The sequence below is a fragment of the Siminovitchia fortis genome (assembly GCF_007681465.1).
Taxonomy (GTDB): Bacteria; Bacillota; Bacilli; order Bacillales; family Bacillaceae_C; genus Siminovitchia; species Siminovitchia fortis.
The window spans coordinates 114,481-129,192 of the sequence record NZ_VEKZ01000003.1 but is presented as its reverse complement, the minus strand read 5'-3'; the positions used below and the strand labels follow the sequence as shown (position 1 = coordinate 129,192).

The 14,712-nt window shown below is 41.1% G+C and carries 13 protein-coding genes; 8 read left to right on the top strand and 5 right to left on the bottom strand.

Annotated elements, in window-relative coordinates; all coding sequences use genetic code 11:
* Positions 1 to 49 precede the first annotated feature (49 nt).
* The 3 genes from FS666_RS02290 to FS666_RS02280 all read left to right on the top strand — a co-directional run bounded on the left by FS666_RS02290 (position 50) and on the right by FS666_RS02280 (position 3,079).
* Positions 50 to 448 (top strand): SIMPL domain-containing protein, encoded by a 399-nt coding sequence (locus tag FS666_RS02290; protein WP_144460072.1) that lies wholly within the window; start codon positions 50 to 52, stop codon positions 446 to 448.
* A 99-nt stretch (positions 449 to 547) separates the two neighbouring features.
* The gene (gene ilvA, locus FS666_RS02285) at positions 548 to 1,816 is read left to right on the top strand and encodes a threonine ammonia-lyase IlvA (protein ID WP_144460073.1); all 1,269 of its coding nucleotides are present in this window, start codon (positions 548 to 550) and stop codon (positions 1,814 to 1,816) included.
* Between the two features lie 528 nt (positions 1,817 to 2,344).
* Positions 2,345 to 3,079 carry a type 1 glutamine amidotransferase gene (locus tag FS666_RS02280; protein ID WP_186306432.1) on the top strand — a complete coding sequence of 245 codons (735 nt, stop codon included), beginning with the start codon at positions 2,345 to 2,347 and terminating at the stop codon, positions 3,077 to 3,079.
* Positions 3,080 to 3,186: 107 nt separating this feature from the next.
* Here the strand turns inward: FS666_RS02280 and FS666_RS02275 are convergent, their stop codons facing one another.
* The gene (locus tag FS666_RS02275) at positions 3,187 to 4,254 is read right to left on the bottom strand and encodes a M20 family metallopeptidase (RefSeq protein WP_144460075.1); all 1,068 of its coding nucleotides are present in this window, start codon (positions 4,252 to 4,254) and stop codon (positions 3,187 to 3,189) included.
* A gap of 231 nt (positions 4,255 to 4,485) precedes the next feature.
* On the opposite strand from FS666_RS02275, the gene FS666_RS02270 reads away from it, so the two are divergent.
* The 4 genes from FS666_RS02270 (at position 4,486) to FS666_RS02255 (ending at position 8,812) form a co-directional block, all read left to right on the top strand.
* Entirely contained in the window at positions 4,486 to 5,067 is a 582-nt protein-coding gene (locus tag FS666_RS02270; protein WP_120070851.1) for an ANTAR domain-containing response regulator, read from the top strand.
* Positions 5,068 to 5,154: 87 nt separating this feature from the next.
* Positions 5,155 to 6,588: an NAD-dependent succinate-semialdehyde dehydrogenase gene (locus FS666_RS02265; protein ID WP_306463591.1), complete on the top strand. Its 1,434-nt coding sequence runs from the start codon at positions 5,155 to 5,157 to the stop codon at positions 6,586 to 6,588.
* Between the two features lie 29 nt (positions 6,589 to 6,617).
* The gene (locus FS666_RS02260; RefSeq protein ID WP_144460076.1) at positions 6,618 to 8,021 is read left to right on the top strand and encodes a glutamine synthetase family protein; all 1,404 of its coding nucleotides are present in this window, start codon (positions 6,618 to 6,620) and stop codon (positions 8,019 to 8,021) included.
* A 23-nt stretch (positions 8,022 to 8,044) separates the two neighbouring features.
* Complete coding sequence (locus FS666_RS02255) at positions 8,045 to 8,812, top strand: SDR family NAD(P)-dependent oxidoreductase (protein WP_144460077.1); 768 nt, start codon at positions 8,045 to 8,047, stop codon at positions 8,810 to 8,812.
* 237 nt (positions 8,813 to 9,049) lie between these two features.
* Here FS666_RS02255 and eutH read toward each other — a convergent pair whose 3' ends face one another.
* The 4 genes from eutH to FS666_RS02235 all read right to left on the bottom strand — a co-directional run bounded on the left by eutH (position 9,050) and on the right by FS666_RS02235 (position 12,901).
* The gene (gene eutH / locus FS666_RS02250; protein WP_120070835.1) at positions 9,050 to 10,312 is read right to left on the bottom strand and encodes an ethanolamine utilization protein EutH; all 1,263 of its coding nucleotides are present in this window, start codon (positions 10,310 to 10,312) and stop codon (positions 9,050 to 9,052) included.
* Between the two features lie 196 nt (positions 10,313 to 10,508).
* Positions 10,509 to 10,892: a response regulator gene (locus tag FS666_RS02245; RefSeq protein WP_144460164.1), complete on the bottom strand. Its 384-nt coding sequence runs from the start codon at positions 10,890 to 10,892 to the stop codon at positions 10,509 to 10,511.
* Complete coding sequence (locus FS666_RS02240) at positions 10,861 to 12,318, bottom strand: sensor histidine kinase (protein WP_144460078.1); 1,458 nt, start codon at positions 12,316 to 12,318, stop codon at positions 10,861 to 10,863. The genes FS666_RS02245 and FS666_RS02240 overlap by 32 nt, the downstream gene beginning before the upstream one ends.
* Positions 12,319 to 12,481: 163 nt before the next feature.
* Entirely contained in the window at positions 12,482 to 12,901 is a 420-nt protein-coding gene (locus FS666_RS02235; RefSeq protein WP_244943818.1) for a DUF1801 domain-containing protein, read from the bottom strand.
* Between the two features lie 345 nt (positions 12,902 to 13,246).
* Between FS666_RS02235 and FS666_RS02230 the strand changes: the two genes are divergently transcribed.
* On the top strand, positions 13,247 to 14,305 hold the full coding sequence (locus FS666_RS02230) for a C45 family autoproteolytic acyltransferase/hydrolase (RefSeq protein WP_144460166.1): 1,059 nt from the start codon (positions 13,247 to 13,249) through the stop codon (positions 14,303 to 14,305).
* Positions 14,306 to 14,712: the final 407 nt, after the last annotated feature.

Genomic DNA, 14,712 nt, shown 5'->3' with positions numbered 1-14,712 from the left:
ATCAATATCGAAAAAAAGTGGAATCAGCACAACTAACTGGTTGTGTTAGTTGTGCCGTGTAAGTTTTAAAAACTACAGGGTTGAGCATATGCTTTTAATTAAGGTCGCAGAAATCAACCGGGCGGGAGCCATTGTCGATACCGCCGTGAGAAATGGGGCCAACGTTGTTTCAGGTGTCACCTTTGAAACATCCCGTTATGAGGAATTTTACAGGCAGGCACTATCCCTTGCGGTTCTGGATGCCCGCCGGAAAGCCGAAACCATTGCTGAAACGCTGAATGTGCTGCTGTCAAAAGTGCCTCTGTCGATTGTCGAAATCACCGATGGTAAAATGATTCCTTATCAGACAAAGACATTTGCGGTCAGCGAAGCGTCGACATCCTTTCATCCCGGGACGCTTGCGATTATAAGCCGCGTTCATGCAGAATTCACCTATGCTTCTATGTAAACGCTTTCCCTAAATATTTCGAAAACTCCTGTATTATTTTCAGCATGTTCATGCTATAATATAGAAATGTTTATACGAAAGCGGAGGTAGGATGACGCCATGAATACAACCGAGGAAAAGACAAAAACCTTGAATTTGGAAGATGTTCTCATTGCGTATCAATTTTTAAAAGACGTAGTGGCACATACACCTTTGCAGAAAAATGACCGGTTATCTGAGCAATATGATTGCCAGGTGTATGTAAAAAGAGAGGATTTGCAGCACGTCCGCTCCTTTAAGCTGCGTGGTGCTTATTATAAGATAAAAACAATTGAACATGAAGCCAGGGAAAAAGGCGTTGTATGCGCCAGTGCCGGAAACCATGCTCAAGGTGTTGCCTACGCATGTGCCCACCTTGGAATTCAAGGGACGATCTTCATGCCGCAAACAACACCTAAACAAAAAATCAACCAAGTGAAAATGTTTGGCCGCGACTATATAGAAGTCGTTATGACCGGCGATACTTTCGATGAAAGTTCCGCCCAGGCAAATGCATACGCAGAAGAGGAAGGCCGCATCTTCATCCATCCATTTGACGACCTTGACATCATTGCCGGACAAGGAACAGTAGCGGTCGAAATGATGAATGATATTCACGAGCCAGTCGATTTTGTCTTCGGCAGCATCGGCGGCGGCGGATTGATGGCCGGCTTAAGCACTTATATAAAAAATGTGTCCCCTCACACAAAAATGATCGGCGTTGAACCAAGCGGAGCGTTGAGCATGAAAGCGGCTTTGGAAAACAACTCCGTGACCACGCTCCCTTACATCGATAAATTTGTAGACGGAGCTGCTGTCCAATGCGTCGGCCATAAGACATTTGAACTGTGCAAGAAATATATCGATGATATTGTGTCTGTTCCGGAAGGAAAAGTATGTACAACCATCCTGGACCTCTATAACCAGCATGCCATCATCGCGGAACCTGCGGGCGCCCTTCCGATTGCGGCATTGGACTTTTATAAAGACCAAATCAAAGGAAAAACGGTTGTGTGCGTCATCAGCGGCGGCAACAACGATATAAGCAGAATGCAGGAAATCAAAGAAAAATCATTGATCTACGAGGGACTGCTCTATTATTTCATCGTGAATTTCCCGCAGCGTGCAGGTGCACTCAGGGAATTCCTGGATGAAGTGCTTGGCCCTGACGACGATATTATCACATTCGAATATACGAAGAAAAACAACAAAGAAAGAGGCCCGGGCCTTGTCGGCATCGAATTGAAACGCCGTGAGGACTACGCAGGCCTGATCGAGCGGATGAAACAAAGAAACATCTCCTATACGGAAGTGAACAAAGACAGTACGCTGTTTCATTTGTTGATTTGATGAGGACGCCCCCGGGGGCGTTTTTTTCCTGCTAAAAAAAGCTAAAATTTGAACCGTATCTTCTAATAGAATGTGATGGGGTCCAGCTACAGGCGTCATCGGCGCAAGGATTAAGCCAATCGCCTTTGAAGGCAAACTACGCCTTCTTCAGCACACGTCTAGCTTTGCGCCGATAGGCGGGCGCCTTGCGCTTTTCTTTAAAGCAAATTTAATTAGATTGGCTTATCTCCGTCGGCCCGGACATCTATAACCAAAAAATGCTCATGACCCGCCACTCTGACTCCCCCCTTTATTTCCGCCATATATTTCAACTTCTATAATTTTGGGCCATTGGAATACACCTTTCGATGCTGCTTCTATTGTATCAACATTATAAGTTTAAAGGATTACAAACTTTTCTGTTGAATATACCTTATAGAATATAAAAATGGTTGATTGTCGACAATCTTTCCACCGTTTTTCATAGTCTTCATATTCAATAAAACCATTTTTCAGATGATATTCACCTGTCGAATTGGGGGGATTAGTATGAGCATATTGATTATCCAACCAGAAGACCTTGCTCCTGCAGGAGAAATAACTACTGCCCTTAAAATGGCTGGGGAGCACTATACAGTTTTTCGAATGGAAGAAAACACAATACTGCCAAAGGAAATAAATAAGTATGAAGCATTAATCATACTGGGCGGAAGCATGGGGGCTTACGATGATTCTGACTTTCCTTTCTTAACAGAAATTAAATCGGCCATCTTGAATTTTTATCGGTCTAACAAGCCCATTTTAGGCATTTGTTTAGGGGCCCAACTAATTTGCAGCGCCTATAAAAAAGCCGTTCGCAAAATGGAAAAACCTGAATTTGGTATGATGAAGTTAAGAAAAACAGAGGAAGGAAAAAGTGATCCACTATTTCGTAACTTGCCAGACATATTTTCTTTTATGGAATGGCATGAGGACTATTTTGAATTGCCCGAAAAGGCAGTTCGCCTTGCTACAGGTAGCAAGTGTAAAAATCAAGCATTTAGAATTGGAGATTATATTTATGGTTTCCAATTCCATCCTGAGGTTAATAAGACCATCTTGGAAAGTTGGGTAAAAGAAAAGAAAAATTGGATTCTGCAGCAAGACTCAAATTTTATAGAAAAGATGGATGGTTTGGTAAAGGGAGAACTTTCCTCTTCCAAAAGGTACTGCCATCAAATAATATATGAATGGTTAAAGTTAGTGCAGGAACGAAGGGCATACGGCAGTAGCAAACCCCTTTAGACCTGATTCAGTGGTTCAATTTTGGACAATCTTTATATGAGTAAACAGACAAGGACGGCAACACCGCCCTCAAATTTTTTGCAGGAGAATTAATGCGTATTTCTCATTTATTTAAAAGATTTCGCGAATTCAATTAAAATTTCTTTATATGTTTCAACAGATTTCAAATCCACATATTCATTATCACCATGCCAGAAGTTTCCTGCCGGGCCAAATTCAATGGCAGGTATGCCGAACTTGGAAAAATACCTGGTATCGGCGAATCCATGCTGCCCAAAAATTTCGACCTTGTCTTTATCTGTGTTAGCTCTTATTTGTGATACCAAGCTCTGTATATGTATATTATCAGCTGAATTCATGACCGGGTCTCCATATAAGACAACTTCAACCTCACATTTATCAATACTCCGGATTTGATCGATAATCATCTGTCTGTTTTGAAAAGGGAGAAATCTAATATCAAGCGACATAACACACGCGTCGGGCACCTTGTTATACACTTCCCCTCCCGTAATTTTCGCCAAATTGATCGACGGATATCTAAAAAATTCCGAGGATTCTTTTGCAAAAGGAAGGCTAAGAATATTTTTGTACAATTCGTAGGAACGTAAAATAGCATTCTCTCCCTCCCACGGCCGGCTGCCATGAGCCGATTTTCCCCTGACAAGTATGTCCAACTGGAGAACCCCTTTTGCCTGAAGACCAATTCCCAGATTAGTAGGTTCAGCACATATTACAAACTCCCCAACATAGCCGGATTCCGTTAAATATTTCGTACAATTATACCCGCCTATTTCCTCATCTGTGACAAGCTGTAATTGTATTTTGCTGTTTAATTTCTCATCCTTTAAATCAGCCATCGCAAACATCATAGCCGCCACACCGGCCTTCATATCTGCCGATCCTCTGCCATATAATTTCCCCTCTGCCTCATATGGTTGGAATTGAATTTCCTTTCCGCTTACGACATCTACGTGTCCATTTAAAATTAAGGTCTTTTCTCCGCTGCCCACTTCACATATCAATATATCAAACCCGTTATTTTTAAGTTTATTTACAGTAAGCCCCCGTGCGAGAAGCCAGTTTTCACAATATGCAATTGCCTCATTGGCTCCTTGTTTTGTGGAACTGTCGATTCGAATCAAATCCTTTATTAGACTTATCAAATTGCCCATGTATGTATGCCCCTCTCTTATTTTATCGCTAGTGAAATATTCTAAATTATACATTAATAATTGACAAGCTTTTTTTATTCTAGTAGAATTATTACAAAAGTTCATAAAACAAGCAAAGGCGCTTATAGACACTTTCCAAAAATGTTGAAAGGAGTTCTTAGGGCGCCTTTTATTATTATCGCTTCTCCTCTTTATTGGAAGCATTGCTAACTTTCTATGAGGTGGTTCATAGTGAAAAACGGAATATTACTAGTTGAAGATGAAACGATTATACGCTTGGATGTAAAGCAAATGTTGGAGTCTGCAGGGTATGAAGTATATGACACCTCGAATGGGGAATCTGCTATCGAATTGGCATATAAAGTTAAACCGGACCTTATCGTAATGGATATTATGATGCCAAAACTCAATGGCCTCAAAGCAAGCCGGATTATCGGAAAGGCTACCGGCACGCCGGTTATTTTTCTAACAGCGTATAGCCAGCCTGATTTGATTGAGGATGCAAAACAGCCTCATGTACTGGGTTATATTGTAAAACCTATTACAGAGGCAAGTTTGATTCCTGCAGTGGAAATAGCCTTGTCACAAGTAAATATTAGAAAGCAAATTACAAATGAACTAAAGGATATACAGGAGAAGCTTAAGACCCGAAAATTGATTGAAAGGGCGAAAGGCTGTTTAATGAGAGTTAAGAGTTTATCGGAAGACGAAGCATACGTTTTACTTAGAAAGATGAGCATGAATAATCAAAAGCCGCTGGAAGTCATCGCAGCTGCTGTATTAAAGAAATATCAGTTAAAAACAAGTAAATAAATGGGCAAAGGCGCTTACCAAACAGTTTATCGCTGTTATTGGAGCGCCTTTTATTTTTTGCCCAAAGACGATGTGGAAGGAGAGAGAATGTCCATGTTTGATTACAACTGGATTAGCGGAAACAAGGTATATACTCATGAAATGATTAATGTGATTAACCCCGCAAACGGGAAAGTAATCGGAAATGTACCAATCTCAGGAAAAAAAGAAGTAGCCGCTGCCATAGAGGCAGCTTCCAGGGCTTATGTAAGCTGGTCAAAGTTGACCCCATCCGAACGTGGAATTTACTTAATTCATTGGGCTGAAAATTTACTAAATAAACGGGATGAACTTGCCTTATTGATGAGTGAAGAACAGGGAAAGCCGATTAATGAGGCACGTGGTGAAATAGAGGGCAGTGCTCAATTTATTCAGTGGTATGCGGAGGAAGGAAAAAGGATATACGGAGAAGTCATCCCCCCTTCCAGTCGAAATCAGCGGATTACCGTAATAAAACAGCCAGTGGGTGTTTGCGGGTTGATTACTCCATGGAACTTTCCAGGTGCGATGATCGCCAGAAAGGTGGCCCCCGCTTTAGCTGCCGGTTGCACCATTATCGTGAAGCCTGCTAGTGAAACACCGAGAATCGCTATCGCTATGTTTGATGAGCTAATGGCAACGAAAATACCGGACGGCGTCGCCAACCTTGTTACAGGCAAGGCTTCTGTAATATCCGATGCTCTATTTGAAGATAAGCGTGTACGCAAAATTTCATTTACGGGTTCTACGAACGTAGGGAAGACATTAATGAAACATGCGGCTGATCAAGTAAAAAGAATCTCACTTGAACTCGGCGGAAATGCGCCTGTTATTGTTTTTCCTGATTCCAATCTGGACGTGGCAGCTGAAAAAATAGTGGAGAATAAATTTGAAAACTGTGGCCAAATGTGCAATGGAATCAACGTAATCATGGCTCATAAAGATATAAAAGAGGAACTGATCAATAAAATTAAATATCTGGTTCAGCGGATAAAAGTGGGTGAAGGAACAAAGGCAGGTGTTCAAATGGGACCACTAATAAATGAAGCTGCCCTTCAAAGAATGGAGGTACTGGTAAAAGATGCCAAGGAGAAAGGGGCTACTGTACTGACTGGAGGTGAACGAATACGGACCGAGTTGGGCGGATATTTTTATTCACCTACAATTTTGACAGATATCACAGAAGACATGGACCTTATACAGGATGAAATATTTGGACCTGTTGCCCCCATCATGACTTTTGAAGATGAGGAAGAAGTCATTGATTTCTCCAACAAGTCACCTTATGGTCTGGCCGCCTATTTCTTTACAAATGATATTAACCGGGTGTATCGCATCAGTGAATGCTTGGAATACGGGATGGTTGGCGTTAACGGAACACAATTAAGCGTTCCCCAAGCCCCGTTTGGCGGAATGAAAGAGAGCGGGATGGGAAGAGAAGGCGGCCATTTTGGATTGGATGAATTTGTAGAACTAAAATATATCTCATTAACTTTGCAGTAAGGCAATCTATTATGGAGGAGATTCATACTATGGCAAAATTACTTTCCAATTCCAGTGAGGTTAAAACGACTAACACTAAGAACAAATTAATCCAAATGATTAAAGAAGGACAAATAGACACTGTCATTCTTGGCTTTTGCGATATGCAAGGAAGGTTCATGGGAAAAAGGGTCACCGGCGCATACTGTCTGGACAACGACTTAGATGAGGGAACTCATTTTTGTAATTATTTGTTGGGAACAGATTTTGAGATGAATGTCCCTGAGGGCTATGAATCAATGAATTGGAATGACGGTTATGGAGATTGGATCGCCAAGCCGGATTGGAACACTTTTAAGATTATCCCCTGGCTGGAAAAAACAGCATCCATATTCTGCGATGTTTATGAAATGGATGGCATCTCCCCTGTGGCTGTAGCTCCAAGAAATATACTGAAAAGCCAACTGGAAAAAGCGGAGCAAATTGGCTTCCGCCCATATATGGCAAGTGAGCTGGAATTTTATTTATTTAGCGAAACGTATGAAACTGTCCATGAGAAGGAGTATAGGGGTCTTCAGACGGCAGGTCATGTGAATGAGGATTATAACCTTTTGCAAGGCACAAGAAATGAGCCTCTCTACCAGAAAGTCCGCCAATACATGGACATGGCCGGTATACCAATCGAATCTTCAAAAGGAGAAGCCTATTACGGGCAGCATGAAATTAATTTAAAGTACAGTGACGCCCTAAATGCGGCGGACCAACATTTATTTTTCAAACATGGCATGAAGGAGATATGCATCCAAAACGAACGGTCTGTCTCCTTCATGGCCAAGCCCCATCACGAGTGGACCGGTTCAAGCGGTCATATTCATTTGAGTCTCACAGACGCCCATACTGGCAAAAATGCTTTTTTCGCTGGTGAAGATACGGGTAACCCCATGTCAAAAACAATGCAGCAATTCATGGCCGGGGTTCTGTCTTACACCAGAGATTTCTCCTTGTTTTTTGCTCCAAATGTTAATTCATATAAGCGGTTTGCCCCGAACAGCTGGGCACCTGTAAATATCGTATGGAGTAAAGATAATCGGTCAGCGGGTTATCGAGTGGTAGGGGACAGTGATCACCTACGATTTGAATCAAGAATACCCGGTGCTGATATGAATCCTTATTTGGCATATTCCGCACTTATTGGAGCAGGCCTGCTGGGAATTGAGCAGGAACTTGAGCTGCCTGCGGAATTTAAAGGAAATGCATATGCCGATCCAAATGTGAAGAGAATTCCCTCCTCTCTGCATGAAGCCATTATATGCTGGAAAAATAGCGGAGTTGTAAGCGATGTACTGGGAGATAGAGTTGCCAAACATTATCTGCATGCAGCTATGGTAGAGCAGCAGGCGTTTGATGGATTTGTTTCGGATTGGGAACGTGCCAGATATTTTGAACAATGTTAAAAATTGATTCATGAGGTGAAAATATGAGACTTAAAGATAAAGTATGCATTATTACAGGCGCAGGTGGAGGTATGGGTAAAGTTGCTGCCCAAATGTTCGCCAAAGAAGGTGGTAAAATTGCTGTATTTGAACTCAATGAAAAGTCCGGAATTGAAACAGTAAACGAAATAAGAGAAAGCGGTGGAGAGGCAGAGTTTTTTCAGTGTAATATTGCCAATGAGAGAAATGTTGCTTCTGCTGTCTCGGAAGTGGTCAATAAATACGGAAAGATAGATGTTCTATATAATAATGCCGGTGTAATGCCGGCCGAGGACCACTCAGTAGTGGATACATCGGAAGAAGTTTGGGACCTGGTAATGAATGTAAACGTAAAAGGCATCTTTTTCATGACAAAGTATGTTATCCCCGAAATGGAGAAAAATCAATCGGGTTCCATTATCAATATCGCTTCATTTGTTGCTTTTATGGGCTGTTCAGTACCTCAGGATGCCTATACGGCTTCCAAAGGAGCTGTATGTTCACTCACAAAATCTCTTGCCATTCAATTCAGGCCAAAAGGAATACGTACAAACGCCATTTGTCCGGGGCCGATTGAAACGCCGCTATTAATGGAATGGCTTGTTACAGATGAAGAAGCAAAACGCGTTCGTTTGGATCGCCAGCCATCGGGACGGTTTGGAAAGCCGCAAGATATTGTTAATTGTGCTTTGTATCTCGCTTCAGATGAATCTGACTGGACAAACGGCGCATTAATAAATGTTGATGGCGGAATCACATCAAATTATTTTTAAAAATACAGCAGTGCAAAGATTTAATATTAACCATCGAGCTGTTCACTGTATTGGAGACTTTCATAAAGATCACAAAGCCCTGGGAAACTTCCAATGAAGTTTACCAGGGCTTTGTATGATTATGGAGTCGGCAATATCTGCTTCCGGCCCCCTTGGTTTATGCTTCCCCGTTTCGGCATAAACACAATTAAAACCCGGAAGATATAAATCCTTCCGGGCAAACACCTTAGAAAAAGATTATGCTGTTGTCGATGTTTGATGCTTTTCATCATAGATGTACTCTTGTTTTCCAATGATACCTGCTTCCCTATCCATTTTCTCCAATTCAAGAGCCTTAGGAACACAAATCCAATAAGCAAAAACAACTCCTAAAGCCCCCGCACAAATTTTTCCTATTAATACCGCAGGAATAAGACTAGGTTGAAAGTTGGCAGTATAGGAAAGATGATCCCCTAGTAAAAATGCTGCCGATACCCCAAAAGATATATTTATAACCTTGTCTTTTGGAGGCATATCACGAACAAGCTTGAACATAGCCAATATATTGGCTACAGTGGCTAGCATTCCCGCGCTGCCGGCTTCACTAAGGCCAATCTTTCTGCCCATTGCTGTAAGGGGTTTTGATAAATACTTACGAATCAGGTATACCATTGGGAATGCACCTGCGAGCATAATCGCAATATTTCCCGCATTTTCCAATGCCCTAAAATTATCCTTGCCATCAGCCATAATAGGATCGAATCCCCATGAACCAAAAAGCGTAGAGAATAAGCCGGTGAAGATTTCAACAATGGAGAACACCAAAACGATCTTAATGCTTATGTCCAGTAGTTTTCCAAATATCATGAAACCTTTGATCATTAAATCAGAGAAAAAATATAATCCCAATGCAATAATGACTACGAATATAAAAAGAGGCAGCAAATTAACAAGGATTGATAAGTAGCTCAGAGTAAACTCATAAGTTGAATCTGCACTCGTATCAATGATTGTGCGGATCTTTGCATTTGATAAAACAATAATGACGCTGGAGATAAAAGCTCCGATTGGAATGGTCAACAGGCCTGACATGATGCCAAGCGCCATATATTTGTGGTCTCTTTTATCAAGCATAGGCAAACCCAGTGGAATCGAAAACACAATGGTAGCACCAGCCATATAGCCAACAATCATAGCCATAATCCACCCTTCATAGGAGGATTTTAGAACATTGGCCAACTGATACCCACCCATATCCGTTGCAAGAATGGAGGTAGCTGCAATGGCTGCATCTGCTCCCAGTTTGTCAAAAAAGGGGCCAAAAACGTTGGTTATAAACTTGGACAAGTATGGAATGGATGCCATGATCCCTGCTGAGTTTGCAAAAATAGGGCCAACCGTATATATGCCTTCCATAAACTCCTTGCCAAGTCCTTTATGGGCATCTTTCATTGCTGCAAACGCACCTAAAACTGCACAAATCATTATAATATAGACAACTATATTTCCGACGAGTTCCAATGGTATCCCTCCGTTTAAATTTTATATCTATATCAGCCGAAATGATTAGATTTCCACTAAAGTTGTAGAACCATAAAATTCAAACAAAAAGGTGCCTATCCGTTTTATACAATTTTATAAATACGGATAAGCACCTTTGCTTAAACTTATTAACTTTTCATAGGAACAATAGACTTTCGATTAGAAGATTAGAAATCTATTTTCGGTTTCTGTACTGAGTTGAAAATAATATATTTTTCACTGCTGGTATCAAATTGTTTTCAGATATGGGTTTCACCAAATATCCTGAAATAGACTTGATCTTTCTGCTTTTTATTACTTCATCCTGTGTATATGCCGTTAATAACAAAATAGGAACATCTAATTTTTTTGAAATGATTTCACTTGCTTTGATCCCGTCCAGTTTAGGCATTTTTATATCCATTATAATGAGATCGGGCTCCAAAGCTTCCGCAAGTTCTATAGCCTTTTCCCCGTTATTTATCGCAGCTACAACATCCCATCCTTCGTCTTCGAGCATTTCAACGATATCCAGTCGAACAATGGATTCATCCTCCACTACCATAATGCGCTTGTTCAACATGATGGTTCTCCTTCGATTGAAATATGACCGTTGCTACTGTTCCCGGCTGCTTACGCTGAATGGAAAACTCACCCTCCAAATCGTATTCGACCATCATCTTTACAATGTCTAGGCCAAAAGATGTACTAGTATCTTCTGGATAGCCGATTCCATTGTCAATAACTTTCATTTCTATTTTGTTATCACTCTTTTCAAAATCGACCTGGATTCGCCCTTGAATATTGTCTTTGAAGGCATGTTTAACACAATTTTGAATTAATTCATTAATGATCAAAGCAATTGAAACAGCTTTATGGGAAGGAAGCTGTAAATTGGATTTTTCATAATTAATTTGTAAGGTTATGTCCGTCTGGTGATCGTTGTGAACAATCATACGGGCAATCTTTTCCACCAAATTCAACACATTAACATCGTCAGCGCTTGAGCCGGAAAGAATCAACTCATATACGGCCGCTATGCTTAATATCCGATTTAGACTTTTCTGGAAGTGTGGCTTGCTTTCTTCCGGGACCCCATTTCTCATTTGTAACCGCAAAAGACTGGCGACCGTTTGTAAGTTATTTTTTACCCTGTGATGAATCTCACGGATAGCCACTGACTTTACAACAAGCTGCCGTTCTTTTTCTTTAAGCTCTGTAAGATCATGCAGAATAATAAATGTTCCGGATGCATTATTATTATGGTTCAGGGATATCTTCTTTAATTGAAAAAAACGGCTTTTTATCTGAATCTCCCTCATTAATAACGCCTCTGGCAGAGACAGGAGATCTTCAACAAAAGGTAGATATTCAGTAATCGGCGTGCCCACTTTACATTTACTGCCATATATTTCATAAATAAGGTTCATTGCTGATGGATTCACATAAACGATATCATCATTTTCATCAATATAAAACAGCGCTTCTTCTATGATTTCAGGAACAATTGGATCATTTTGAGTCATTCTGATCATGATATCACCGAGGGTAGCTGTAGCCTTGGATAACGCTTTCATTTTATCTTCTTCTTCAACCTGTTCAGTGATATCTTTTTCCATTATTAATGATCCAATTACTTTTCCGCCTTTCCCATTAATCGGAACTACGCTCTGTTTCACCATTTTACCTTCTTGTGTAAGTGCCCTGTTAAGGATCATCTGCTTCCCTGTTCGCAGCGTGAAAAAGACAGCAGGCTCAAAGGCTTCATAGGCAAATTCTCCTGTAACAGGCCGGTCGTACAACGAATTCCCATTAGACGGAACCGCTTCTGCAACAACGATTGCATGTTTTAGTTCCCGGGTCGGACAGTCTATAAAAATATTGGCTTGATTCAAATCCGCAATCAGCTGTAGGTTGCTTTCTATCTTTTCTATTTCATCAATATCTTCATCATTGAGTTGCGTGTACGTGCGACAGATTTCTCTTGCTGATTTTGTATGTACCAATTCAGCCCCCTACCTTAAGCACTAATATGTTTTAATGTTATAGCTTTCTTTTATTTTTGTCAAGATTCTGTTTATTGAGTTATTTAGTCATTAACTTATCCCCTTTGGGATGCAAAAGAAGTCATGTCCATTGTCAAGTTACATCTGACAATGGACAGCCCGGTCAAATCGTAGCGTGAATCCACTTATCTATCACTTCTCGAAGGTCATTTTCCTTGGCCCTCACATCATCCATATTGGTGAATTTCACTATGGCTCTGTCGTCAGTTACCCACTCCAATATCTCGCTATTATCTACAAACAAAGATTTATTGGCCGTGTTATCTTTAACCTTTGCCCCACAGTGAAAAATAAGTCGAAAAAATCCTTTTCCATTAAGGTTAAACGTTATCCGATCATGGCCATCTACACAAAAACTGGGTGCATTCCATTTAATTTTTTCTGTAATTTTGCTGTTTGTTCCTAAAATAATTTTTCTAACTTCTGTGATTTCCTCTTTAAGTGGATGTTCGAGGTTGTTCATAAATTCTGCAACCTGTTGGGGACCAGATAACCTTTTATTTTTGTTTGGCAGCTTTCTCACCCTTTCAACTTCCATTATGATTCATAATAATTTTGACAATAATGCGCAAATCCCTTCATAAATTCGAAATTTCAAATGGTTTGAATCCAATTAATGGAGAGGAGAGCATCAGCCTGCTACAATTAGAGATACTTTGAAATCCAAGCCCTAAACAACCATAAAATACTATACCGGAATAAAAGGTTATCATTTTTGTACGGCATCTCTTTTTTTGGAGGTTTGGTTAACCTTTACATTCCACAAAAAAGAGGTGCCATTCCTATTTTTAAGCAAAGACAAACAAGCTAATCCTCGATATATTTTTTGGCAAGACTTAAGACCTTAACAGAAAGTAGGGGACACATGATGAAAAAGATCTACACCGATATTATTCAATTCCGCGGTTCCCATTTCGATTTTGGCTTTATGCAGGGACAGCTTTTAAAAGATTCACTAACAATAAAAAATCGGGAGAATCAGTGGAAAGTACGCAGGCCACGGTTCGCCATTGACCCCAAGGAAGTGAAAACGGCCATCACACCGATTGCTCCGGGGATTTGGGAAGAGATTCTCGGGCTGCAGGAGGCGCTGGAATGGCCGCTCGAACGTGCTCTGACTGAATTTGGCGGGTACCGGCTGGAGATTCCGCGGTCTGGATGCTCAATTTTAACGGGTGAAGGCTATTTGGTCCGCAATTACGATTATCATCCGAAGACATATGAAGGACGGTATGTATTTTTTCAGCCGGCAGGAGGTGGTTATGCGACCGCAGGGCCAAGCCAAAGAATTACCGGGCGCTCCGATGGACTGAACGAGAAGGGGCTTGCTATGGGCTACAATTTCATGAACCGGAAGAATCCCAAGGACGGTTTTATTTGCGGAATGATCGGAAGGCTTGTTTTGGAGACTTGTGCAAATGGGCAGGAAGCCGTTTCCTTATTAAAAGAAATTCCGCACAGGCATTCGTTCAGCTATATCGTGTGTGATCGAAGCGGCGATACCCAGATTGTGGAGGCGACGCCGAGGGAAGTCACCGTAAGACAGTCAAACGCCTGCACGAACCACTTTGAAGAGTTGAAGCACGAAAACCGTCATCATCTTGCGGATTCCGAGCGCAGGCTTGAAGCGATTCGAAAAAATCCCGCTTCTGATGCATACGAAGCTTTCCGCCTGTTTAACGATACGGACAAAGGAGTTTTTTCAGACTTATATAGCAGCTGGGCAGGCACGATCCATACGTCAGCATACTTTCCAAAAGAAATGAAAACATGGATGGCGCTTGGCGGGAATCAGGAACCGGCAGAGTTTGATTTCGGAAAATGGCTGGCAGGCGAGGATATTGGGGCGAAAAGAATTACAGGAGAAGTGGATACGGATATCCCGTTCGTACATATGGATGAAAACGCAGACTGGTTTCGGAGGTGAAAGCACCCTATTTGAATAGCCATCAAGTAAACTGCGGCTTGGCCAGTGCGAAATCAGGTTTTAAATTCAAGAAGTCCACTCTTTGCTTTAAGCTTTGAAATTACTGAATTCGAGCACGCTGTGGCAAAGTCTTTGATCGTTCAAGACCTTGACGGTAATTTAATTAGCTTATTTGCCTAATTTAACAAATAATAACCGGGTCGGATGGCATGCAACAATAAATACAAAAAGACTCCCCCCTTGCGTATAAGAAAATTATCTGTATTTCTGGGAGGAAGAGCCTCATCAAGTCCGTTAATGCTTCTTTTTTGTTTTCGTTATTCCCTATGCTTCATTCCTAAAACTTAAACAACCACATGCTCAAAAGCAGGTGGTTGTTTAAGGGTATTCCTAGGCGTAAATTAATT